Source organism: Psychromonas sp. SP041, assembly GCF_000470315.2.
Classification (GTDB): Bacteria; Pseudomonadota; Gammaproteobacteria; order Enterobacterales; family Psychromonadaceae; genus Psychromonas.
In genome coordinates, this window is sequence record NZ_CBRF02000008.1 from 1 (window position 1) to 24,866 (window position 24,866).

Consider the following 24,866-nt stretch of genomic DNA (forward strand, 5'->3'; position numbering starts at 1 on the left):
CATTGGCTAATACATCAATCGTAACCGGAGTATCTTCATTGGTTGTTGCTAAATCAGCACCGACAACCGTGTCATCAGCAACCGCTTCGACGGTTACGCTCACCGTTTCGGTCGTGCCATCTTCATTAGTGTACGTAAACGTATCAGAGCCGTTGAAATCAGCATCAGGCGTATAGGTTACCGTTCCATCATCATTGATAGTCACAGTGCCGTTGTTGCCATCCGTTACTGAAGCGACAGGCGAGACTACGCCATCAGCGTCGGTATCATTGGCTAATACATCAATCGTAACCGGGGTATCTTCATTGGTTGTAGTAGCATCAGACGTTACAATTGTTGGATCATCTACAGTCGTTACAATTGGGTCATCACTGATAGTCTCACCATCCGCTGTGCCATCGTTCGCTGTTAAGGTATAAGCAGGTAATTCTTCACCACTATTAACCAATGCAGCACCAGCTTCGGTTAATACAACGGTATTACCAACAATTTCGTAATTAATAGTATCGCTTAAGGTAACAGTAACTTCGTCACCGTCTTCATCAGTAGTTTCAAACGTTGATACCACTGCGCCTTCTACCGCACTGCCGTCATCTTCGGTAAAGTCGTTTGAGCTTGTGATGGTGATCATTGGGGTATCGTTCACGGTGGTCACGCTTGGGTCATCACTGACGCTTTCGCCATCCGCTGTGCCATCGTTCACTGTTAAGGTATAAACAGGTAAATCTTCACCGCTATTAACCAATGCAGCACCAGCGTCGGTTAATACAACGGTATTACCAACAATTTCGTAATTGATAGTATCGCTTAAGGTCACCGTAACTTCGTCACCGTCTTCATCGGTAGTTTCAAACGTTGATACCACTGCGCCTTCTACCGCACTGCCGTCATCTTCGGTAAAGTCGTTTGAGCTTGTGATGGTGATCGTTGGGGTATCGTTCACGGTGGTCACGCTTGGGTCATCACTGACGCTTTCGCCATCCGCTGTGCCATCGTTCACTGTTAAGGTATAAACAGGTAAATCTTCACCGCTATTAACCAATGCAGCGCCAGCGTCGGTTAATACAACGGTATTACCAACAATTTCGTAATTGATAGTATCGCTTAAGGTCACCGTAACTTCGTCACCGTCTTCATCGGTAGTTTCAAACGTTGATACTACTGCGCCTTCTATCGCACTACCATCATCTTCCGTAAAGTTATTTGAACTAATAATTGTTAAGGTAGGTACTGAATTGACTGAAGCCGTATCTAGGTTTTCACCTTCATCGGTAAAAATAGTCGGTGTGAAATCATCATTAAAGCCAACTGTTTGAAAATTGGTTGTAGCAATTGTTTCTTGCCCATCTCTATCAAAATCAACTAGGGTAAAACCACCTCCGGATTCTTCACCTGCTACAGTTTCAATATCTAAATCAAAAACTTCTTCACCAAGTGCCAATATAGCATCAAGATCATTAACATCAATTTCTGTATTAGTTTCATTTAACTCTGAAGGCGTAGAGGCATTAGGTTTTTCAACCTCAACTTTTAATTCTCCAACTTCAGCTTCTTGTGGTAATGGCTGTTCGACAGAATTCAGTGCTTCTTTAGACTGATCTAATTCCTCTTTAGCTAGATTTAACTGCTCTTTAGTTAATTCAACTTTAGTTTCATTACTTTCGTTTACTGAATTATTCTGTTCGGCCATGATGATTTCCTACTCGACTTTAAAGTTCTAATAAATATATATCACATACTTAATAATGGGACCTGCAATTAAGATGATCAAACGGTGCAGCCCTTTCGATATTGATTGTTCAAAAAACAGACTATGGGTAATAAATTAAGAGTTAATACCTCTAAGGTAATGAAAATGGACAAATATTGTCAAATAGTAAATTTGATTATTAATTAATCTTTAGACAAAACACAAAAAATTACCAAATAAAAACCTTCACAACCTTTAAAATGTTTACTTATACTATTTTCAAAATATTTTTATGGCTTAAGTATAGCCAACTTTAAAAAATATAGCAGCGCTACATATATTTTATAAAAACATGGAAAACATGAAAAATAACACCCACATTTGATTAACATTAATGACGATGATTATTTAAGATTAGATGGTATTGAATAACAGTAAAAATATATCTACTGTTATTCAAATTTATTTTCATCTTGAAAAAATTACTTCACGATGAAGGTGACAGGTTTCATTAAAGGGTAATTTAAAAATAAACTTTTACTTTATTTTTAATATTCACTTATTAACCAATATTAGGTCCTAACCAACGTTCAGCTGTTTGCATATCCCATCCCTTACGTTTTGCATAATCTTCTACCTGATCTTGTTGGATACCAGCGATAGCAAAGTAACGACTTTCAGGATGAGAGAAAATCCAACCTGATACAGCAGCTCCTGGATACATTGCATAACTTGATGTCAGTTCCATACCAATTTCTTGTTCTACATTCATTAGGTCCCAAATCACCGCTTTTTCAGTGTGTTCAGGACAAGCAGGATAACCAGGAGCAGGACGGATGCCTTGATATTTTTCGCGAATTAAATCGTCACTACCTAAAGTTTCATCAGCAGCAAAGCCCCAATAATCTTTACGTGTTTGTTGATGTAAATACTCTGCAAAAGCTTCTGCTAAACGATCGCATACTGCTTGTACTAAAATCGCATTATAATCATCATTATCTGCTTTATAACGGTCAGCTACTTCACGCTCTCCAATACCACCAGTTACCGCAAAAGCGCCAATATAATCAGCAACGCCAGATGATTTAGGTGCAATATAATCAGCTAAAGAATGATTTACAAACGGTGGTTTTTTCTCAGTTTGCTGACGTAATTGATTACTGACTTGTAGTATTTCTGTACGTGTTTCATCTGTGTATATTTCAATGTCATCACTCACGCTGTTAGCAGGGAAAATGCCAACAATACCAGCAGCAGTAATTTCGCCTGCAGCTTCCACTGTATCTAACATTGCTAGTGCATCTGCAAATAAACGGGTTGCCTCTTCACCAACCACTTCATCTTTAAGGATACGAGGATATTTACCTGCTAATCCCCATGTCATAAAGAAAGGTGTCCAATCAATGTATTCACGTAACACGCTAATTGGCATTGTTTTAAATACTTGCACGCCTAACTTGTTAGGCACTTTAGGTTGGTAATTAGACCAATCTATCTTAGCTGCATTAGCACGTGCTTGCGGTAGACCAATCGGTGCACTACGCGGACGTTTATTTGCATGTTGTTCACGTACACGCTCGTAATCTAAATTTAACTTCTCAACAAATTCAGGTTTATGCGCTGGTGTTAATAACTTCTGACAAACCCCTACCGCACGAGAAGCATTAGACACATAGACAACTGGTTGATCGTAATTTTGTTCTATTTTAACCGCTGTATGTGCCTTAGAAGTGGTTGCTCCGCCAATCAATAAAGGAATAGTCAATCCTTGGCGTTGCATCTCTTTTGCTACGTAAACCATTTCATCTAATGAAGGTGTAATCAGTCCCGATAAACCGATTAAGTCAGCATTATGCTCGAGCGCTGTTTTAATGATTTTCTCTGTAGATACCATTACGCCAAGATCAATAATTTCATAATTATTACACTGCAAAATAACGCCTACGATGTTTTTACCAATATCGTGAACATCACCTTTAACCGTTGCCATAACAACTTTACCGTTGGTTGCTCCAACCGCTTTAGTTTCTTCGATATAAGGATTTAAATAAGCAACCGCTTGTTTCATTACACGTGCAGACTTAACCACTTGCGGTAAGAACATTTTACCTTCACCGAATAAATCACCAACGATATTCATGCCATCCATTAATGGACCTTCAATCACTTCAATTGGCATGTTTGCATCTTGACGGGCAAGTTCAGTATCTTCTTCAATAAACTCAGTAATACCTTTTACTAGAGCATGTGCAATACGCTCATTAACAGGTAATTCACGCCATTCTAGGTTTTTACTCTCATCTACTTTAACAGAGCCATCACCACGATATTTTTCTGCAATATCTAATAAAGCATCTGTCGCATTATCATTTTTATTTAAAACTACATCTTCAACCGCGTCTTTTAGCTCTTTAGGAATATCATCATAAATGGCTAATTGAGCCGAATTTACAATCCCCATATCCATACCATTTTTGATACAGTAATAAAGGAATACGGCATGGATCGCTTCACGTACCGGGTTATTACCTCGGAACGAGAAAGAGACATTAGAGACGCCACCAGAAATCATCGCATGTGGTAAGTTATCTTTAATGTCCTTAACAGCTTCAATAAAATCAACAGCATAGTTGTTATGCTCTTCAATCCCCGTTGCAACAGCAAATATATTAGGATCGAAGATAATATCTTCAGGTGGGAAGCCAACTTGATTCACTAGAATGTCATAAGAGCGTTTACAAATTTCAAATTTACGCTCACGTGTATCGGCTTGACCATCTTCATCAAAGGCCATCACAATCACAGCAAAGCCATAGCGACGAATCAATTTAGCTTGGTGAATAAAGTTATCAACACCTTCTTTCATACTGATTGAGTTAACAACCCCTTTACCTTGAACACACTTAAGTCCTTCTTCTAAAATTTCCCATTTAGAAGAATCGACCATAATTGGAACACGTGAGATATCAGGTTCAGAAGCACATAGATTTAAGAATTTTTTCATTGCATATAATGAATCAAGCATCGCTTCATCCATATTAATATCAATGATATCAGCACCCGATTCTACTTGATGTAACGCGACTTCAAGCGCTTCATCGTAAAGTTCATCTTTAATTAAACGTTTAAATCGTGCTGACCCAGTTACGTTTGTTCGTTCTCCCACATTTTGGAATAACGAGTTACTACGGATAGTTAATGCTTCTAATCCACTTAAACGACAAGCAACTTCAATTTCCGGTAATACACGTGGTTTAACACCTTCAACAGCATCTGCCATTGCTTTGATATGCGCAGGTGTTGTTCCACAACAGCCGCCCACAAGGTTTAAAAATCCACTTTCAGCCCACTCTTTAATATGAGTTGCCATTTCATCAGATTCTAAGTCATATTCACCAAACGCATTTGGTAAACCTGCATTGGGATGTGCAGAAACATATGTTTCTGAAATACGTGACATTTCTTGAATGTATTGACGAAGTTCATCCGGTCCTAAAGCACAATTTAAGCCAAAGGTAAGCGGCTCAGCATGACGTAATGAATTATAAAAAGCTTCAGTCGTTTGGCCTGATAAAGTACGTCCAGAAGCATCAGTGATCGTACCTGAAATCATCACTGGCAATTTATAACCTAACTCTTCAAACACTGTCTCAACAGCAAAAACCGCCGCTTTAGCATTTAACGTATCAAAGATTGTTTCAATTAGGATTAAGTCACAACCACCTTTAATCAGTGCTTTAGTTGATTCGATATAAGCAACAACTAGTTCATCAAAGGTAACATTGCGGTAAGCGGGATCGTTAACGTCAGGAGAGATAGAACAAGTACGGTTAGTTGGACCTAAGACGCCAGCAACAAAACGAGGGCGTTCGGGTGTTTCATCGGTTTTTTCATCAGCAATACGACGGGCAATGCGAGCCGCTTGTAAATTGATTTCTGCCGATATAGATTCCATTCCATAGTCAGCCATTGCGATGGTCGTCGCGTTAAATGTATTGGTTTCAAGGATATCTGCACCAGCATCAAGATATTCTCGATGTATATTAGCAATAATTTCAGGCTGGGTTAGCACTAATAAATCATTATTACCTTTTAAATCAGAACTCCAGTCTTTAAAGCGTTCGCCACGAAAGTCTGCTTCTTCAAATTTATGGTCCTGGATCATGGTACCCATACCACCATCAATCAGAAGAATGTGTTTTTCTAGTTGTGCTTTAATCAACGCACTACGATCGCTTACTGACATAGAGTTCCCTGCTACTTATTCTAAGATAAAAACCAATTTGTATAATAACATAAAAGTCATCAGCAAACCCTTTCAAAGCGGATAACGTCTTGAAATATTCTGTTATAAATTATGAATTTTTTGATAGTTGTATCGCTAGGAATGATGCTAAAAAAGTAGAAATGACAATTAATAAATATAAAAAAAGCGAGCTAAATAGCTCGCTTTAAAATAAAAGAACAGTTTAATTGTGATTATCAAAAGCATTATTAATATTAACTGATGAAATAAAAAATTAGCTATCTATTAACAAAACTTTACAAACAATCCACTATCTAATTTGATAAAAGTAAATGTTAGAAACGCCCGTTGGCAATGAGTTTTAAATTAAAAACTCCTAACTCTGACATTCACTTTTAATAAAGTGATAAAACGTAATAATAATTAAGCTCCTGTATATTTGAATACAACCAGCATTAACTTCCAAAACCAAAACAGCTCCCTATCGAGGGAAATGAGTGCTTAGTAAACCAACTCAATGATTGATGATTTTAGAACACTGGTACGAGTAAAATTTAAAATAACTTTATACCTCCGTCTTATTTTTATGAAAAATGTGAAAACTAAACAACTGCATTCCACGCCATAGTAACGCTATGTTAAGAACCAATCTGTGAACTTCACAGAACCTTTTCGAAATAATATATATTTATCTAGCAATTTCTTCGTTAAGCTCCTTGTCGTTTTCCTATTACTAAATAAGTATAGGAGAGCTTTTAACCTTTACCAGTTTATTGTTGTATTAATTCTTAAAAACTTAAATAACCCCTATTTGCTATTTCAAATCAGTTAAGTCGTACGGCGTAACTTGATAAACACAATAATTTAACCAGTTATTGTATAAAAGATTTCCATGGCTGCGCCAAATAGCACGAGGCGGTTGGTCAATATCATCACTTGGAAAATAGTTAACCGGTAATACTGGATCTAAATCCTCTTCTATATCTCTTAAGTATTCGTTGTTTAAGGTATTCGCATCGTATTCTGGGTGTCCAGTAATAAACACTTGGCGACAGTCAGGACTTGCAGCTAAATAAACACCAGCATCTGGCGCATCAGCAAAAACCGTTAAGTCCGTTTTACTCTGAATGTCATTACTATTAAATTCTGCATAACGCGATAAAGGCGCCCAAAATTGATCATCAAACCCTCTAACAAGTGGATGTTGGTGATGGTGAGTATTGTGAGAATAGATCCCAGATAATTTATCATCTCTTGTTACTTTTTCTAGATCATAAAGAATTTTTAACGCAGCCTGTGCAGCCCAACAAAGAAACAAGGTTGAAGTCACGTTATGGCGAGACCAATTTACAATTTCAGTAAATTTATCCCAGTAATAAACATTTTCAAACGGGATAGTGCCTAATGGTGCACCCGTTATAATAAATCCATCCCACTTTTGACTTTTTATACGCTCAAAATCACCATAAAATTTATCAAGATGTTTTTGGGGCGTATTTCGACTTGCCCTTGCATCAACTCGTAATAGTTCAATATCAACCTGTAGTGGAGTATTAGACAACAAACGCATTATTTGTGTTTCAGTTTCAATTTTTTTAGGCATTAAATTTAAAATTAATACTCGTAATGGACGAATGTTCTGATGGCTAGCTCGTGACTCAGACATAGTAAAAATATTTTCAGACTTTAAAATGTTCGATGCAGGTAAATCATCTGGAATACGAATTGGCATAGCTGTTCCCTTTACAAGTTATCGTTTAGACATCTAGAAGTCTAACATTAAAATTGAATTTGAAAACATAAAATTTAAATAAGACTTATACTAGCTGCCATGTCATCCATTAGTTAAACTGAAAAAAGTGCTAATCATTAAAGTTTAAAAGGAATTAAAATGTTAAAAATTCAAATCGTTACGGCTGATTTACGTAACCAACAACATGCAGATGCTTACCTCAGTTTAATGTCCCATTATGCTTGTGATCCTATGGGAGGGGGTGAAGATATTAGTGACTTTGCTAAACAGAATTTAATAAAAACATTACTAAAACGCTCAGATATTTTTATTGTTTTAATATTTAATGACGGTAAACCTGCCGCTTTATTAACAGCGATTGAAGGTTTCTCTACTTTTGCCTGTAAGCCATTATTTAATATTCACGATGTGGTTGTACATAAAGATTTTAGAGGAAAAGGTTTAACCAAACATTTATTTAAAAAAATTGAAGAGATTGGTAAAGCTCGTGATTGTTGTAAAATTACATTAGAAGTTTTAAGTGGGAATGAAGTTGCATGTAAAGCTTATAAACGTTTAGGATTTTCTGACTACCAACTTGATCCAGAATTTGGCAGCGCTTTATTTTGGACAAAAAAGATTTAATAAGCATTAATAAATAACTTAGCTACAGATCTTAACTGAATAAACCGCTTAGCCTGACTCTACTAAGCGGATGAGATAGATTGATCAATTAAATTAAATCGAACCAAATAAAGCTTTTTCATAATAAACACTAGAGAGTATTAGTTACCCTGGGCCCCAATTTGAGTAACGTATTGCTGTTGTAATTTCTTGATATCTTGAACCATTAAATCCATATCAACACTATTGATACCTTGTTTATTAGGTACTGACTTAAACGTGGCATGTAACTTACCTTCAGGATCAATTAAAACAATAGATGCACTGTGATCGACTAAGTAAAAATCTTCAGTGTCACCTGCTTCAACAATCCCATAAATCAAACCTAGTTGTGTTACAAAAGGCCACAACTGTTTATGTGTACTGGTTACACCAATAAAATTTTTATTAAAATAATGAACATAATCTGCCAGCTGTTCTGCTTTATCTCTATTAGGATCAACAGAAATAAACACAACCTGAGTTGTTGTATCATGATCATTGGTTAAATGAGGATAAATGCGGTCTAAGTCAGCGAGTGTAGTAGGACAAACATCAGGACAAAAAGTATAACCTGCAAAAAAAAGTGTCCATTTCCCTTTTAATGATTCATTAGTAAAAGCGACTTTACCTGCTTTCTCAAAAGCAAATTCATTTAACGTAATACGCGGTTCCGCTAAAAATAATGCATTATTACCTGTTACAAGTGTTTTGTTATTTTTAGTATTCGGATTAATGACTTCCAATCCACCTAACGCGAAAAACAAGCCCACAACAACAAGGCTGCATATCAGTATTATACGTTTCATTTATCTACTCTATTTGCTTAAAATAAGTTATGAAAATGCCAATAAATAGCATTACTATTTATTGGCATTTTCTTCGCTTTATTTATTTACTACATTTACTTAAGCGACTAAGTTTCAAAGTAGATAGCAGAATATCTACATCCAATCAGCAGTGCGAATAACGCCAACAGCAATACCCTCAATATCAAATGATTGATATTCTAAATCAACTTTAATAGGTTCGAATAAAGTATTTTCAGCTTTTAATGTTATTTTTTTACCATCACGATAAAAGCGTTTAACGGTTACATCATCTTCAACTCTTGCAACAACGACTTGACCATTATTGATATTTTGGGTTTTATGCACGGCTAATAAGTCACCATCCATGATACCGATATCTTTCATACTTTCTCCCTGAACACGCAATAAGAAATCTGCAGCAGGATGAAATAAGGTAGGATCAACATTATAATGAGTTTCAACGTGCTCTTGAGCTAGAATCGGCTCCCCAGCAGCAACTTTACCGATTAAAGGCAACCCTTCGTTGGCGGCTTCATTATCTTTATGGCCACTAATAACGCGAATACCGCGAGATGTGCCTGAGAGTATTTCAATAGCCCCTTTACGCGCTAATGCTTTTAAATGCTCTTCTGCAGCATTAGCACTTTTAAAGCCTAGAATTCTTGCCAATTCCACGCGTGTTGGCGGCATACCTGTTTTTGTGATTTGATCTTTAATTACGTCTAGGACTTCACCTTGGCGTTTAGTAAGTTCTTTCATTAGTATCTCCACGCGATAATAAACTGTAAACAAACACAGTGTATATTCATACATGGTTAAATACCAGTTAAGACTCTTTTTTTATTATTAGATAAGTGATAAAAGAGCATTAACTAAATGATAATGGAATATTGAGTCAAACAATGACTCAATGATACCTCAGTAAATTATGCTTTATAATTTTCCACTAAAGCTAAGTGTTGTTGCACCATTGTCATTTTTTGGACCAATCCAAGTTAATGATTTAGCAACTGAAGGAGCCAATTTATCTGTTCCTTGGATTTCTCCATTGAGTTTATATATACCACCTTCACCCACACTAATGTCTAAGGTTGTTGCAAGTTCATCTGACTCTTGAGTCACAAAAGCAGTAATACCTCCGTTATCACACCCTAAATCAACAGCAGGAGATGCTAAATTTACTATGCCTAGTTGGCTAGTCACAACAGCATTTTGCCAAAGTACATTACCTTCTAACTGCTCACAATAAGGTTCTCCTTGTGTAAACTCTTTAATAATGGCGGAAAAATCTCCTGAAATTTTAACCGGTAAACGCATTGGCAATAATGTTAATAGCTCTTTTGAGCTTAAATCTAAAATAACATTTGATGCACTTATACCTGAAAAACTATAACCAACGACACCTTTACCAGACATCGCTTGAGGACCATTATTAAAGGAAACATCGGCTTTTAGGTTTAATGTAAATAATGCCATTAATTGTACATCCCATTTTACATTATCAAAACTCAACTTACGATTAACTACAATCTGCTTTGCCTGCCCCTCCCAAAGTGAACCAGTGGCATTATTGATTTTAATAGAGTTATTAGGAAGCCAATTAACAACCACAGCCATCGGTAAATTAACCACTAAGGTCATGAGGTAAACGAGCACGATTAATACCACGATTTTAAATTTCATTTGAAACCTTTTTTGTTCTTGAATTTAAATCCAAAGTCTAATAATTAATAACTTAACGATAAGCGGCTAACTTTAATCATGCCTTGAACTTTATCCTGGCTTATATCAACACTAACTGTTTGCACATTATGTTGATTTTGCAATGTCGTGATCCATTCTATAAATTGATTAAATTCGATTTGATTAATAGAAAGATCAACAGTCCCATTACGATTTTGAATACGTGAAATATTAATTTTATTACGTCTAGCCGTGCTATTGATCAATTGTGATAAATTTTGCGATGTCCCAGCTTGATTATCAAGCAGTCCAGCAGCAATAATTTTATTTGAATTAACTTCAACCCATTGCAAAGTTTGTTGTGCATTATTTAACTTTTTCTGACTAACCGCTAAATTATTAGCTAATGGCTGCCATAAAAGAAAATAAACAATAGCGATAAAAACGACCACAGCTGAAATAAGTGACAATCTCTGTTCTCGTTCAGTGGTGTTTTCCCACCAGTCTTTAATTTCTTCAAACATTATTGGATCCCCACAGTCACAACACCACTAATACGATTTTTATTATTGCTTAAAGCACCTTGTTTAAAATTATATTGTGTTGGTACTTTTGATGAAAATTTCTCAAAATCTTGGAAGCTATCGGCACTAATGGCTAAACTGATTTCTTGATTTTTACTATTAAACTTCAATGTTGATATTTGTAAACTAGGAACGGCTTTTAAGCTTGGAAGCAGATCATTTAAAATAATCAATAAGCCTGAATCTTGTTCTGTAATTGAAGCATTAGCTAACAACCCTTTTAGTTTTTTCTTAATACGGCTATATCTCAAAGGACTTTGATCTGAAAAAGCCTGTTGGTAAACCGTTTCAACTTGCTTTTTAACTTGTAAAGTTTGTTGATCTAACTGTTTTGTTTGTACAAATAAATTAACTAATAACACCACAAACAATATAACAGCAGCTATCGCAGGCGCTTTCCATTTATATAGTTGTAAATTACTCTCTCTCTTAACAGCGAATTCACCCGTTAATAAATTGAAAGAATTCTGAGAACAACCTTCAGATAATAATTGCATAGGTAGCATGACTTGCTCAGCTTGCCATTGTCCGAATATACTTTTAGGTAAAGGGCTATGACTTTTAATAATTTGTTGTGGGTTATCCGATAAACGTAACTGTAAAATGTCATTAAACATTTCATTATCACAACTCCATCCTTGATATTCACTTTCGCGTATCAACCAGTACTTTTCAAGTTGTAATGCTTGCCACTCATCCTCTTCAGCCAAAGGTAATGCAAGAGCTTCTGGTAATAAGCGATGACAAAAAATATCTGCGTCAGCTAACCAATCTAGCCACATTTGTAATTTACTTTTAAAGCAAATAGCGACATCCACTAAGTCAGTTTTTTTAGCCAATACTGAAAAGTGCAGTTTATCGACATCACTAGCTAAATCATCTTCTAACATATAAGGCAAAGCTTGTTGCATTTGACGTGTAAAATTACCTTTTATTACCACTGATTTTAGAGTTACATCTACACTAGGCACTAAACAAATCACTTTACGTGACAGTGCTTTTTCAGTTAACAATTGCAGGGCTTGAGCATTTTCTAACTCACCAGAAGCAATGATCTCTTTTTCACTATCAGACCAAATTAACCAATGAATAATTTGGTCTACTTCACTAGCTAGGCGAATAATTAATTGTTCACTCACTGAGTATCTCCATTTCCTATCATGTCTTCTATTCCTGCAAATTGGAAACGAACCGTAGTTGCTTCCTCATCTTCTACTTTAAATAATGACTTTAATACGATTGTTCGATCATCAAACTCTGCTGAACCATATAGTTCGAAATAATCACTGGTTACACTTAATTGTGATTGTACGTCTTCCGGTATTATTTTATCAGTTAATAAATCCGACTCTAAAAACTCTTCAACTGAACTCCAACCACTAGCTGGTCTGTCATCGAGTAAATCTTGAAAGTCTTCTATTGATAAGCCTAGTTCTTCTGGAAATAAAGCATATAAAACTTCGGCTTTATCTTGTTTGACTGTATTTACATTAATGAGTTGTTCTGACGTCGGTAAAGCACACAAATGTTTCTTTATATGATTGTAAATATTACCAGTCACTCCTTGCACAGATCTTAATTCAGAGATATCAACCATCAAATTATTAGCGGCTAAATGAGGGACATTTTGAGCTTCATAATACCTATCTTCTGCCCCTTCAGACTGATCTACGGTGTCATTACTATCTAGCCAATCCCGAGTTGATTCTGCAATTACATCTACACTAAAATCTTCAACCTCTAAGCCGGTTAACAGCAATTTAAACTGCGTTAACGCTAATGGTTCAGTATCGTCTTCTTCTTCGACCGAAAGGGCATTAATATTGAAACAGCTACGATAATCAACAATATTGCCTGTGATCGTACCTTCATCGACAGGAAATACTAGACCTGGTGTCGCCCAAGTTTGATCTAAACTGATCACTTCACTATCTTTAAAATCACTCTCTAAAATCATACGGCCGAATTCTATAGTTGCTTGTCCATACCAATAAATTTTTTCCGAGTAGTTTATTCCTTCAGTTCGTAATAAACTGGATGTCATTCTACCCGTCATGGTAGATGCAATGGTTACCATAATAGCGAGAATCATTAATACCGTAATTAATGCGATGCCTGTTTGTTTTTTAGGGCTAGTCATTAATTTCCCACCACACTATTAGGTAATATAAATACACGCTTTAACTCGCCGTAATGTTTACTAGTAATAGTGATTTCAATACCTGTTGGAATTTCTGATGATGAGCTCCATGAACTCACCCAATTTTCATCCCAAAATCTAAATGTTAAGTTTTCAATATCATGAAGAATCACTTGTTGCTCAGGTTCTTCGTCAGAGACAGTATCTGGATGCAAGTAATATAAACGTTGTAACTGCCCTTCTTGGACACGATAACCTACACGTAATATATTAGAACGAGGCAGTAAATTAAGAGGATTAGCCCAGCCTACACGATTAAACTCAATGCCTTCATAGTCTGAATCCAAAGTATTTTTACCGGTGTATAACACTTGTAAATTATCATCATCAGTATTACCAGTACGTGAACTCCTTGCAACCATTTGCACAAAATCTCGTTCAATTAATAACATGCCTCGTTGAATTTCAACTAAATTTTCATCATGCTCTTTACTGATTTGACCGCTACGTAAGACACCTTGTAAAATTTGATAAGCAGAAAAACTTAATACCGCAAAAATAGCAATAGCGATTAATAGCTCAATTAAGGTAAAACCACTATTTTTTTTATGCTGATAGCTTTTATTGTTTAGCAACATAAGTCCTTATATAACCCAGTGCCTGACCATCTTTGCTATCACTCACTTCAACATCTAATGCTCTAAAGCTTGAATTCCCAGTTTCTACGCCTTCATAACGTAAGTACCACTTAACACCAGCAAACTCTACTTCTTCTCTAACCCATGCTAAGCCAGGCCATTTTTCTTCTAACTTCAACTCTGCCAGTTTATTGCTAGCGATCCATGTCGCGAAGGTTTTTTGCTGTAAGTAGTTTTGATTATTTAAAGATTGCGATGCTGCTTGCATAACTGCTAATCCGGCGGTTGCTAGAATCACTAATGCCAACATAACTTCTAATAACGTCATACCGCCTTTATGTTTTAGGGAATAGTTATTATTAAGTCGTTTTGTCATTAACATTACTCACTTAATATTTCGATTAAGCCGGTCATAGCGACTTTAACGGTTACTGAATGTTCTGCATCACCAACATTAGAAAATTGGTAACTGAAAGGGGTGACTTCACCACTAGACATAACATAAACACTAGGCTGAAGAGTACTTTTCTGTTCTTCACCAATATTCACTGTATATGACTCATCAATGAAAGAATCATTATTAACTGCATTTTGTACCGCTTCAAGTTCCCCCCAAACACTACCTGCTAAGTTATATTCAGCAATCACAGTATCAGGGAGTATTACATCGGCTTCGATACGAGAATTAACCAGTGGTAACCATTGCTTTTTATTAACGTCATACGAAGCAAATGTATAGCCTTGCTCATTAAACTGGATACCAAATTCGGTGTTCAATATTAACGCTTGATCTTGAGCGAGTTGTAATAATGTACTGAAACGTTGCGCATGCCATTGACTACCTTCAGTAGTACTACCAGAACTGGGTAACGTCATGACGACACCAACAGAAATCATCCCCATTAAAAGCATAACAAGCATGATTTCTAATAGAGTAAAACCGTTAGCTTTACGCATCGAGATTAACATTAATAATATAAATAATTATTTGTCATTTAAGTTCCAGTTACCGATATCATCATCAGTCCCTTCTTCACCATCTAAACCAACAGAAAGAATATCAATCTTACCTTTTTCACCAGGACTGTTTAATACATAGTCATTTCCCCAAGGGTCTTGTGGAAGGCGCTTAATGTAGCCATCCTCACGATAATTACGTGGTGATGGAGTAGAGCTTGGTTCTGCTACTAATGCTTCTAAACCTTGGTCTGTTGTTGGGTAAATACTGTTATCTAATTTATACATATCTAATGCATTTTCTAATGCCACGACATCTGATTTAACTTTTTGAATATCAGCTTTGTCTTTATTGCCTATTAAGTTAGGTACAACCATTGCAGCTAATACACCTAAGATCACGATAACAACCATAATTTCTAATAAGGTAAAACCTTTTTGTTGAGTCGTTGATTTTGAATTTCTCACTCTTTAATCCTTTTTTATTTTATGAAAACGAATGGTTCAGCTAGCCTGATACCATATTATTAAGTGCCAAAATTGGCTGTAAAATAGCAGCAACAATAAACAAAACGACACAAGCCATCGAAATAACCAGTGCAGGTTCAAATAAGCCTAACGCTAATGTTACTTGTGCTGAAAACTGTTTGTCTTGATTATCCGCAGATCGTTCCAACATATTACCTAATTCGCCACTACGCTCCCCACTCATGATCATATGTAGCATCATAGGAGGAAATAGCTTAGTGCTTTCCAATGCTCTGCCTAAACTTATCCCCTCACGAACACGTTCAGCAGCTTCGCCAACTTTTAAACGAATGTATTGATTGCTTAATACATCACCAGCAATACTCATCGCATCAAGTAATGGGACAGCACTACTGTTTAAAATACTCAATGTTCTTGCAAAACGAGCTGTATTTAGTTCATTAGCGACCTTACCTACGATAGGCACAGTTAATAAATAGCGATCAAATCGTAATTGGTTCTTGGCTTTTTTGAGATACTGTTTAAACAGTAAAGAAGCAATAATACACAGAACAACAAAATAGAAACCATAAGCGCTTACCGCATCACTAGCGGCAATCAAAAAAGTAGTCGAGCCAGGAAGGTCTGCTCCCATATGTTGGAACTGTCCAACAACTTGGGGCACAACAGAGGTCAATAAAATAGCCACAACCGATATAGCCACAAGCGTTAAAACGATCGGATAGATCAAAGCTTGCATCATTTTACTTCTCATTTCTTGTCGTTGCTCAGCGTAATCAGCGAGCCGATCTAATACCTTTTCTAAATGTCCTGATTTTTCACCGGCGGCAACCATTGCACAGAATAAGTTATCGAAGATCATCGGATAACTACGCATACTATCAGCGAGACTATGCCCTTCAATCACCCCCCCACGAACCGATGAGATCATATCTTTTATTTTTGGTTTATCACATTGATCTGCAACGGCTTGTAATGATTCTTCAATAGGAATAGAGGAAGCAACTAAAGTAGATAATTGACGAGTAATTAAAGCAAGATCCGCCGTTTTAATTTTGCTTTGAAGAAAACCCTTACCTGCTTTTTTACGCTTAGCTGAAATGGCCTCCACTTCTAACGGAGTCATCCCTGCATTACGTAGTTGTTGGCGTAACATACGGGCAGAGTCAGCCTCTTGAGTCCCTTTTTTTTGTTTACCTTTTGCGTCTAGCGCTTTATAAGAAAAAGTAGCCACACTAATCCTCTCTAGTTACACGTAAGATTTCTTCTAACGTAGTCAGACCCGCTAAGACTTTCTGTAGACCATCATCACGGATACTCTGAGAGGTTTTACGAATTTCACGTTCAATGGCTTGTTCGCCAGCACCAGTATGAATTAATTCACGTACTACTTCATTCACCACTAATAATTCATGAATACCTGTACGTCCTCGATAACCTGTATGATTACAATTATGGCAACCAGCAGGTCGATAAATAATAGCTTCTTCGTTTTCAGCTTTACCTAAAATAACTTTTTCAGAAGAAGTCGCTGGATGAGCCGCTTTACATTTCGGACATAACCGTCGCACTAAACGCTGCGCTAACACACCAAGAATACTTGAGGACAAAAGGAAAGGTTCTACACCCATATCACGTAAACGAGTTACCGCACCAACGGCCGTATTAGTATGTAAGGTAGATAATACTAAGTGACCTGTTAAGCTGGCTTGTACTGATATTTCCGCAGTCTCAAGGTCTCGGATCTCACCAATCATCACAACATCAGGGTCTTGCCGTAAAATAGCACGCAGACCCCGCGCAAAGGTCATATCAACCTTTGTATTAACTTGTGTTTGACCGATACCGTCAATGGAATACTCAATCGGGTCTTCGACGGTTAATATATTCCTATCTCTAGAATTAATTTCTAATAAACCCGCATAGAGAGTGGTACTTTTACCCGAACCAGTAGGACCAGTAACGAGGATAATACCGTGTGGTTTATGAATGAGATTTTGTAAGAGAATATGATTTTGCTTGGTCATACCAAGCGTTGATAAATCTAATTTAACGGCGTTTTTATCTAATAAACGTAATACAACACGTTCACCATGACTGGCAGGCATAGTCGATACACGAACATCCACCGCACGCCCACCAATTCTTAATGAAATACGGCCATCTTGTGGAATACGTTTTTCAGCAATATCTAACTTAGCCATTACTTTTATACGTGAAACCAATAATGCCGCTAACTTACGTTGTGGTTTTAATATTTCACGTAATACACCGTCAATACGAAAACGAATAACTAATGTTTGTTCAAATGTTTCAATATGGATATCTGAGGCTTCTTCTTTAATAGCTTCTCCTAACATCGCATTAATCAACTTAATGATCGGCGCATCATCTTCGGCTTCTAATAAATCATCGTCCGAGGGTAACTCTTCAGCTAACGTAAAGAAATCATCAGCTCCTAAATCTTGCATTAATTGCTGTGCTTCTAATGACGATGATTGATAAGCACGGGCAACGAGCCTATCAAAGGTTTCATCATCAACCTGCTGAGTAGTAAAGGAGTGGCCAATAACACGTCGAGCCTCTACTAATAAATCAACAGTAGGCACTTGCTTAAAACATAGCGCACTACTTTTACCATCGTGAGACATAACGAGCTCATGCTTTTTAGAAAAAGCAAAAGGCAACTGCCCCGAAGGCGTAAATTCAACGACTTCTTGATCAACAAGCGCAGCATCAACATCGTTTAAATCACTCATATTGGTCGATCCGCTTCTTTAATTACACTTTCAACTTTTTTATCAATAAAAGCATCAGAATGTCCTATAAAAGTCTCAGGATCAATTTCAACTGGCTGTCCCCATTCAGGTAGAAGAGGCACATTACTATCAGGCATTAGAGCAATGCCTTTTTCATCTTCACCAAGTTGCACTTCTCGCATTAAGCTATACTTACGTTGACTTAATTCTCTCATTGTTTCGTCATCACGAATAATGGTTGCACGTAAAAAGATCATTAAGTTACGTTTTTCAGTACTACTTTTAGTCGAGCGGAATAACCAACCGATATAAGGGATATCACCTAAGATAGGCACTTTATCAACAGACTCATTAACTTCTTCATCAATTAACCCACCAATAACGATAGTTTCACCTGATTTTGCTAACACAGTTGTTTTAACTGAACGGGTTGCAAAAACAACATCCACAGAAGTTTGCCCTTGGATACTCGACACTTCTTGTTCAATGACCATCTGCACCGAGTCACCTTCATTGATTTGTGGCGTCACTTTCAGCTTAATACCAACTTCTTTACGTTCAATTGTTTGGAAAGGATTAGCATTTGTTGAGCTAGACGTAGAACCTGTTAGTACAGGTACTTCATCACCAACAATGAAACTAGCTTCTTGATTATCGAGTGTTGTTAAACTTGGTGTTGCAAGAATATTTGATGTACTAGTACTGCTTAAAGCTTGTAAAATTGCTGCCCAATCACTACCAACATAACCAGCAATTCCACCTGAAATTGAAGAAATAGCCGATGCTAAGTCTTCAAAATCATCTGAATCATTATCAATAGCATAAGCGCCTGCTGCTAATTCACCAATAGAAGCTCCGTTATCATTAAACTGAGTACCAAGACCTGAAGTAGAAGCCCATTGCACACTTAAATTGACACCGTCCCCTTCAGATACTTCAACGATAATGGCTTCAACTAATACTTGCGCTCTACGAATATCAAGCTGATGAATAATGCTGCTTAATGATGACATTAACGCGGGTTGTGCAGAAATGATAATTGAATTAGTTGCATCATGCGCTTGAATATTTACATTCGGTTGTTTATTTGTTGAGTTAGATGATTTACCTGCTTCTTCAAGACCTTGGCTAACACCACTTAACACCTGAACAACTTCTTTGGCATTCGCATATTTCAGATAAAAAACACGTGTATTACCATTATTTTTTAATTCGTTATCTAATGATTTAACTAACTTAATAACCCGTGCTCGCGTATTAGGCTCACCACTGATAATAACTGAATTGGTTCTTTCATCAGCCACTAAACGAGGTTTAAGCACACTGGTAGAACTATTTTTTGAACTAGTTGATGTTTGTTGAATAGAATTGATCATATTGACCATATCTAACGCGCTAGCAAATTTTAATTTAACAATATCAACTTCTTGGTCACCGGCTCTATCAACTCGTTGAATAATTTTGACTAAACGGTTAACAACCGCAGCACGCCCAGTGATCATAATGACATTTGAAGGATCGTAATGCACAACATTACCACCGCCAGCACTATCATTAAGTTGACGTAATAAAGGCGCTAACTCTCTTACTGATACATTGATAACGGGCACAACGCGCGTAACCATTTCATCACCTTTGTATTGATTACCATCATCAATAACAGGAATGGCGGCTACTTTGGCATCTTTCGATTTAATAACTTTAAGGATGCCATTATCCATTTCAACGACAGCAAAACCATAAACTTCTAATACATTTAAAAAGAATTGATAATATTGCTTTTCATTAAGAAGGTCATAACTACGTACATTAATTTTGCCTCGTACAGCAGGATCCAAGATAATTGTTTTCTGTAAGTTTTTACCAACAATATTAATAAACTCATTAAGGTCGGCATTTTTAAAGCTAGCTGAATATTCAACAGCTTGCACTAAAGTTGACTGTGTAAATAAAATAAAAACACCGGCTCCTATTAATCTGACCAGTTTTTTCTTAATCCCTAAAATCATTACACCAACCTCATTGTTTGTATGTTTCTGCATTACACGCTTCAGTCTATAGCTATCGATTAATAAACGACTGTTTTTTAATCATTTAATTGTCTAATATTTATTAGTATTCCCATATCATGGAATACTAATAAACAACTCATTTAACTCACCATCTCGATCAACTGTTAAGCTCATCTCCGTCATGGTAGGAAACTCTTTCATTAAACCTAATGCTTGAGTTATATCGGTTAAATCGACCCCATTTAATTCAATGACTAAATCGTCTGGTTGCAACCCAGCATCTTCGAATAGTTCTGGATTTTTACCGGGGTTAACTTTATAACCTTTAATTTTATTTCCATCTCTTACGGGAGATATATTTATATAATCAAGTAATTTATTTGGATTTTCTACTAATACATCTCTATCTAAGTCTATTTCTCTTGTTTTCTTTTTACGGTTCTTACGATCTTGAGATGCATTATTAACTTCTTGCCCTTTTTCGATAGTGCTCATTCGTTTATTATATTGCTCTAATCCATCTAATATTAACGTTTGCTCTTCACCATTGACGCTAATAATGATGCGGTCACTATAAATCTCATTAACAATTGCATCTGTATCTTGGATTTCAGAACCAATAAAATAACTATCTTGTATTCTTTTATACTCAATAATAACACTTGATAACTTCGCATCAGATGATGCAACAATACCTACTAAAGTGAGTTTAAGACGAGTTTTAGGGGCTTCAGTTGGTTTTTCTTGGTTAAGTATTTGGCGGTTTTCACCTTTATATTGTCCAAATAATGCTTGCTCTTGTAATTTTTTAGTATTTAACGCGACCGCTTTATTTTCTGTTTTTTGAGCCGTGGGGGTCCAATGATAAGGCGTTTCTTTAACTGGATATAAAGACCAGGTTAAGACTCCTGATTGATAAGCGATTAAAGTACAGATCACTGCCAGTATTATTTTCGGTAGTAAGGAAATCATAACCTCTATTTTCATCCTGTAACTAAATCATTAAATATCAATTCTTATTGCTGCCATACTAATGCTAACGAAGCTGTTTATAAAAAGATATCATAAGACAATTTCAATAATGGGACTTAGGCTATAAGTTTAAGGTCTAGTTGTCGATAAAATAACAACTTTACAATCAATATTATGGCACATGTATACCTTGATTTATCGCCTTTCGACCCCAACTATACATAATCGGTTCATTATTTTGTTTTAGTTTAGTAAATAAGTGCTTGTTACTATACTAAAATATACTTTTCGAGTTAAAAATTATGGCAATATCAACAGTCAGGTTAGACAAATGGTTATGGGCTGCTCGATTCTATAAAACGCGGGGCTTAGCACGAGATATGGTGCAAGGTGGTAAAGTTCATTATAACGGCCAACGTTGTAAAGCGAGTAAAACAGTAGAACTTGGTGCTGTATTATCAATACGCCAAGGAGAACTTTTATTTGAAGTAACTGTAGAAGCCATTTCTGAACAACGTAGAGGGGCTCCGATTGCACAAACGTTATATCAGGAAACAGAAAAAAGTGTCGTTAAACGAGAACAACACCAGTTGCTTCGTAAGCTAAGTTTACAAAATGCACCACACCCTGACCGTAAACCAAACAAAAAAGAACGCCGTGAGTTAATACACGCAAAAACACAACGTAACACAGCGAATTTTGATTAACTGCTGCAGAATATATATTGAGAGAAATTATGACAGACCAACTACAACGTTTCCTATTTGATGACTTTGAAATTCGCGGTGAAATTGCACAAGCACATAGTGCATTTGAGCAATGTATTGATAACCATCATTATCCTAAAGAGATTGCCAATACTATTGGCGAGTTATTAATAGCGACTAGCTTACTAACCGCAACGTTAAAATTTAAAGGTAAAATCACTGTACAAATTCAAGGTGATGGACCACTCAGCATGGCAGTCATTAACGCAAACCAAGATTTAGAAGTACGTGGTACAGCTCGCTATGAAGGCGATACTACTGGGTTATCATTTTCACAATTAATTGGTAAAGGTAATCTTATGATTACTATCACGCCTGAAGATGGCGAACGCTACCAAGGAATAGTCGCATTAGAAAAAGACACGCTAGCGGCATGTTTAGAAGATTATTTTGTTCAATCTGAACAACTCGCGACTAAAATCAGCTTATTTGCAGATAGCCAAGCAACTCCTGTACAGGCTGCTGGTCTATTAATTCAAACATTACCTGCTCACAGTGATACACATGAAGAAGACTTCGCTCATGTATGTGCATTAGCGGGAACAATTAAAGCTGAAGAAATTTATACATTACAAAACGATGAATTATTATTCCGTTTATATCATCAAGAGCAAGTGCGTTTATTCGAAATGCAACCAATTAGTTTCAAGTGCGGCTGCTCAGAAGAACGTTGTTTATCATCATTAGCGTCACTTGATGAAACAGAAATAAAAGAGATACTAGAAGAACAAGAAAGCATTGATATGCGTTGTGAATATTGCGCAACAACTTACTCTTTTAAAGAAAAAGATCTTCAAATTTTATTTACTTCTACAAATCCAAAACACTAATTATCATACAAAAGTGTGACCTCACAAAGTTGCCATAGATATTTTTCTGTGGCATCTATTTGATCAAGAATTAGACCCAGATCCCACTTCTTTTCCCGCAATTCACTTACTCTCCAAATTCTTACTTCACTTTTTTTTAATAGAAAAATCATAAGTTATAAGGGGAAAAATAACATGGCTCAGACAGTACTATCAACAACACAACTGGAAAAGTACGGCATAACAGATATCTCTGAGATTATTTACAATCCTAGTTATGAAACCTTATTTACAGAAGAAACAAATCCATCTTTAAGCGGTTATGAAAAAGGCATTATCACCGACAATGGAACTGTTGCCGTTGATACAGGTATTTTCACTGGTCGCTCACCTAAAGATAAATACATATTAAAAGATGATACGACTCGCGATACTGTTTGGTGGAGCGATCAAGGTAAGAATGATAATAAAGCGATTGATCAATCAACATGGTCTGCGCTAAAAACGGTCGTAACAGATCAACTTTCTAATAAAAGACTCTTTGTGGTTGACGCTTATTGCGGAGCTAATGCTAACTCACGTTTAAAAGTGCGTTTTATTATGGAAGTTGCTTGGCAAGCACACTTTGTGACGAATATGTTTATTCGCCCAACCGCAGAAGAGCTAGTCAATTTTGAACCTGATTTTGTTGTAATGAATGGTTCTAAAACAAATAACACTCATTGGCAGCAGCAGGGACTTAACTCAGAGAATTTTGTGGCCTTTAACTTAACTGAAAAAATACAAGTTATCGGCGGCACTTGGTACGGTGGAGAAATGAAAAAGGGTTTATTCTCTGTCATGAACTACTTATTGCCTCTCAATGGTATGGCTTCAATGCATTGCTCAGCTAATGTCGGAAAAGCTGGCGATACGGCTATTTTCTTTGGTTTATCTGGCACCGGTAAAACAACACTTTCAACAGACTCTAAACGTCAATTAATCGGTGATGATGAGCATGGTTGGGATGATGATGGTGTATTTAACTTTGAAGGAGGCTGTTACGCTAAAACAGTGCGTTTAAGTGCTGAAGCTGAACCCGATATCTTTGGCGCTATTAGACGTAATGCATTGTTAGAAAATGTGATGGTCAATGAACAAGGTACAGTAGATTACGATGATGCCAGTAAAACTGAAAATGGGCGAGTTTCATACCCGATTGAGCATATTGAAAATATCGTCAAGCCTATTTCAAAAGGTGGTCATGCTCAAAAGGTCATCTTCTTAACAGCTGATGCATTTGGCGTTTTACCGCCTGTATCTAAACTCACTAAAGCACAAACACAGTACCATTTCTTATCGGGTTTCACTGCTAAGTTAGCCGGTACTGAGCGAGGCATAACAGAACCGACCCCAACTTTCTCAGCGTGTTTTGGTGCTGCCTTTTTAAGCCTGCATCCAACACAATACGCAGAACAATTAGTGAAACGTATGGAAGCCTGTGGTGCAGAAGCTTATCTCGTCAACACAGGATGGAATGGTTCTGGCAAACGTATTTCAATTAAAGACACTCGCGGTATTATTGATGCTATTTTAGATGGCTCTATTGAAAAAGCAGAAACAAAAACTATCCCATTATTTAACTTAGAAGTGCCTACGGCATTACCTAATGTAAACAGTGCAATTTTAGATCCGCGTGATACTTATGCAGATGCCGAAGAATGGAATGTTAAAGCAGAGAAGCTAGCGCATTTGTTCATTGAAAATTTTGCTCGTTATACAGACAAAGTAGAAGGTAAAGTATTACTTTCTGCAGGACCAATATTTACAAGTTAATAAACGCTTAAACTATTCGTGATACAAAAAAGCCCATATTCACTGTTTAATGTAATATTAAATCGATGAATGTGGGCTTTTTTATTTCAGTATTTTAT

Annotated in this window: 21 protein-coding genes; 4 read left to right on the forward strand and 17 right to left on the reverse strand. The window is 36.5% G+C overall.

Annotated elements, in window-relative coordinates:
- The 3 genes from SP041_RS06005 to metA form a co-directional block, all read right to left on the reverse strand.
- Nucleotides 1–1,690, reverse strand: a 1,690-nt coding sequence (locus tag SP041_RS06005; RefSeq protein WP_170968523.1) for a cadherin-like domain-containing protein, incomplete at its 3' end; no start/stop codon positions are given.
- A gap of 562 nt (nt 1,691–2,252) precedes the next feature.
- A complete protein-coding gene (gene metH / locus SP041_RS06010; protein ID WP_025564534.1) occupies nt 2,253–5,936 on the reverse strand; it encodes a methionine synthase in 3,684 nt (1,227 codons plus the stop codon).
- Nucleotides 5,937–6,750: 814 nt separating this feature from the next.
- The gene (gene metA, locus SP041_RS06015; protein ID WP_025564535.1) at nt 6,751–7,668 is read right to left on the reverse strand and encodes a homoserine O-succinyltransferase; all 918 of its coding nucleotides are present in this window, start codon (nt 7,666–7,668) and stop codon (nt 6,751–6,753) included.
- Nucleotides 7,669–7,827: 159 nt separating this feature from the next.
- Between metA and SP041_RS06020 the strand changes: the two genes are divergently transcribed.
- Nucleotides 7,828–8,313, forward strand: a complete 486-nt coding sequence (locus tag SP041_RS06020) for a GNAT family N-acetyltransferase (RefSeq protein ID WP_037048935.1) — start codon at nt 7,828–7,830, stop codon at nt 8,311–8,313.
- A 140-nt stretch (nt 8,314–8,453) separates the two neighbouring features.
- On the opposite strand, the gene SP041_RS06025 is transcribed toward SP041_RS06020, so the two are convergent.
- The 14 genes from SP041_RS06025 to gspC all read right to left on the reverse strand — a co-directional run bounded on the left by SP041_RS06025 (nt 8,454) and on the right by gspC (nt 21,377).
- On the reverse strand, nt 8,454–9,140 hold the full coding sequence (locus SP041_RS06025) for an SCO family protein (RefSeq protein ID WP_025564537.1): 687 nt from the start codon (nt 9,138–9,140) through the stop codon (nt 8,454–8,456).
- Between the two features lie 135 nt (nt 9,141–9,275).
- Nucleotides 9,276–9,902 (reverse strand): transcriptional repressor LexA, encoded by a 627-nt coding sequence (gene lexA / locus SP041_RS06030; RefSeq protein ID WP_025564538.1) that lies wholly within the window; start codon nt 9,900–9,902, stop codon nt 9,276–9,278.
- A gap of 174 nt (nt 9,903–10,076) precedes the next feature.
- Entirely contained in the window at nt 10,077–10,826 is a 750-nt protein-coding gene (locus SP041_RS06035; protein ID WP_025564539.1) for a type II secretion system protein N, read from the reverse strand.
- A 44-nt stretch (nt 10,827–10,870) separates the two neighbouring features.
- Complete coding sequence (locus SP041_RS06040) at nt 10,871–11,350, reverse strand: type II secretion system protein M (protein WP_025564540.1); 480 nt, start codon at nt 11,348–11,350, stop codon at nt 10,871–10,873.
- A complete protein-coding gene (gene gspL / locus SP041_RS06045; RefSeq protein WP_025564541.1) occupies nt 11,350–12,549 on the reverse strand; it encodes a type II secretion system protein GspL in 1,200 nt (399 codons plus the stop codon). Before gspL ends, SP041_RS06040 begins: the two co-directional genes overlap by 1 nt.
- A complete protein-coding gene (gene gspK / locus SP041_RS06050) occupies nt 12,546–13,550 on the reverse strand; it encodes a type II secretion system minor pseudopilin GspK (RefSeq protein WP_025564542.1) in 1,005 nt (334 codons plus the stop codon). Before gspK ends, gspL begins: the two co-directional genes overlap by 4 nt.
- The gene (gspJ, locus tag SP041_RS06055; protein ID WP_240791421.1) at nt 13,550–14,185 is read right to left on the reverse strand and encodes a type II secretion system minor pseudopilin GspJ; all 636 of its coding nucleotides are present in this window, start codon (nt 14,183–14,185) and stop codon (nt 13,550–13,552) included. The genes gspK and gspJ overlap by 1 nt, the downstream gene beginning before the upstream one ends.
- The gene (gspI, locus tag SP041_RS06060; protein ID WP_205961175.1) at nt 14,172–14,564 is read right to left on the reverse strand and encodes a type II secretion system minor pseudopilin GspI; all 393 of its coding nucleotides are present in this window, start codon (nt 14,562–14,564) and stop codon (nt 14,172–14,174) included. Before gspI ends, gspJ begins: the two co-directional genes overlap by 14 nt.
- A gap of 5 nt (nt 14,565–14,569) precedes the next feature.
- Nucleotides 14,570–15,145, reverse strand: coding sequence for a type II secretion system minor pseudopilin GspH (gspH, locus tag SP041_RS06065; RefSeq protein WP_025564545.1), 576 nt, complete (start codon nt 15,143–15,145; stop codon nt 14,570–14,572).
- 27 nt (nt 15,146–15,172) lie between these two features.
- On the reverse strand, nt 15,173–15,613 hold the full coding sequence (gene gspG / locus SP041_RS06070; RefSeq protein ID WP_025564546.1) for a type II secretion system major pseudopilin GspG: 441 nt from the start codon (nt 15,611–15,613) through the stop codon (nt 15,173–15,175).
- A gap of 40 nt (nt 15,614–15,653) precedes the next feature.
- Nucleotides 15,654–16,868, reverse strand: coding sequence for a type II secretion system inner membrane protein GspF (gene gspF / locus SP041_RS06075; protein ID WP_025564547.1), 1,215 nt, complete (start codon nt 16,866–16,868; stop codon nt 15,654–15,656).
- Nucleotide 16,869: 1 nt separating this feature from the next.
- On the reverse strand, nt 16,870–18,393 hold the full coding sequence (gene gspE, locus SP041_RS06080) for a type II secretion system ATPase GspE (protein ID WP_025564548.1): 1,524 nt from the start codon (nt 18,391–18,393) through the stop codon (nt 16,870–16,872).
- A complete protein-coding gene (gene gspD / locus SP041_RS06085; protein WP_240791422.1) occupies nt 18,390–20,435 on the reverse strand; it encodes a type II secretion system secretin GspD in 2,046 nt (681 codons plus the stop codon). Before gspD ends, gspE begins: the two co-directional genes overlap by 4 nt.
- A gap of 84 nt (nt 20,436–20,519) precedes the next feature.
- Nucleotides 20,520–21,377: a type II secretion system protein GspC gene (gene gspC / locus SP041_RS06090; RefSeq protein ID WP_025564550.1), complete on the reverse strand. Its 858-nt coding sequence runs from the start codon at nt 21,375–21,377 to the stop codon at nt 20,520–20,522.
- A gap of 302 nt (nt 21,378–21,679) precedes the next feature.
- Here gspC and hslR point away from each other — a divergent pair, with 302 nt between their 5' ends.
- From hslR to pckA, 3 genes are all read left to right on the forward strand, one after another.
- Nucleotides 21,680–22,084 carry a ribosome-associated heat shock protein Hsp15 gene (hslR, locus tag SP041_RS06095; RefSeq protein WP_025564551.1) on the forward strand — a complete coding sequence of 135 codons (405 nt, stop codon included), beginning with the start codon at nt 21,680–21,682 and terminating at the stop codon, nt 22,082–22,084.
- 26 nt (nt 22,085–22,110) lie between these two features.
- On the forward strand, nt 22,111–22,974 hold the full coding sequence (hslO, locus tag SP041_RS06100) for an Hsp33 family molecular chaperone HslO (RefSeq protein WP_025564552.1): 864 nt from the start codon (nt 22,111–22,113) through the stop codon (nt 22,972–22,974).
- 174 nt (nt 22,975–23,148) lie between these two features.
- Entirely contained in the window at nt 23,149–24,768 is a 1,620-nt protein-coding gene (pckA, locus tag SP041_RS06105; protein ID WP_025564553.1) for a phosphoenolpyruvate carboxykinase (ATP), read from the forward strand.
- Nucleotides 24,769–24,866: the final 98 nt, after the last annotated feature.

Bases quoted from the DNA above. Each gene is read 5' to 3' on its own strand.
- metA (WP_025564535.1), bottom strand. From the start codon at position 7,668: ATGCCAATTCGTATTCCAGATGATTTACCTGCATCGAACATTTTAAAG.
- SP041_RS06025 (WP_025564537.1), bottom strand. From the start codon at position 9,140: ATGAAACGTATAATACTGATATGCAGCCTTGTTGTTGTGGGCTTGTTT.
- gspH (WP_025564545.1), bottom strand. From the start codon at position 15,145: ATGCGTAAAGCTAACGGTTTTACTCTATTAGAAATCATGCTTGTTATG.
- gspK (WP_025564542.1), bottom strand. From the start codon at position 13,550: ATGACTAGCCCTAAAAAACAAACAGGCATCGCATTAATTACGGTATTA.
- pckA (WP_025564553.1), top strand. From the start codon at position 23,149: ATGGCTCAGACAGTACTATCAACAACACAACTGGAAAAGTACGGCATA.
- gspC (WP_025564550.1), bottom strand. From the start codon at position 21,377: ATGATTTCCTTACTACCGAAAATAATACTGGCAGTGATCTGTACTTTA.
- gspI (WP_205961175.1), bottom strand. From the start codon at position 14,564: ATGACAAAACGACTTAATAATAACTATTCCCTAAAACATAAAGGCGGT.
- gspE (WP_025564548.1), bottom strand. From the start codon at position 18,393: ATGAGTGATTTAAACGATGTTGATGCTGCGCTTGTTGATCAAGAAGTC.
- lexA (WP_025564538.1), bottom strand. From the start codon at position 9,902: ATGAAAGAACTTACTAAACGCCAAGGTGAAGTCCTAGACGTAATTAAA.
- metH (WP_025564534.1), bottom strand. From the start codon at position 5,936: ATGTCAGTAAGCGATCGTAGTGCGTTGATTAAAGCACAACTAGAAAAA.
- SP041_RS06040 (WP_025564540.1), bottom strand. From the start codon at position 11,350: ATGTTTGAAGAAATTAAAGACTGGTGGGAAAACACCACTGAACGAGAA.
- hslR (WP_025564551.1), top strand. From the start codon at position 21,680: ATGGCAATATCAACAGTCAGGTTAGACAAATGGTTATGGGCTGCTCGA.
- SP041_RS06035 (WP_025564539.1), bottom strand. From the start codon at position 10,826: ATGAAATTTAAAATCGTGGTATTAATCGTGCTCGTTTACCTCATGACC.
- SP041_RS06020 (WP_037048935.1), top strand. From the start codon at position 7,828: ATGTTAAAAATTCAAATCGTTACGGCTGATTTACGTAACCAACAACAT.
- gspD (WP_240791422.1), bottom strand. From the start codon at position 20,435: ATGCAGAAACATACAAACAATGAGGTTGGTGTAATGATTTTAGGGATT.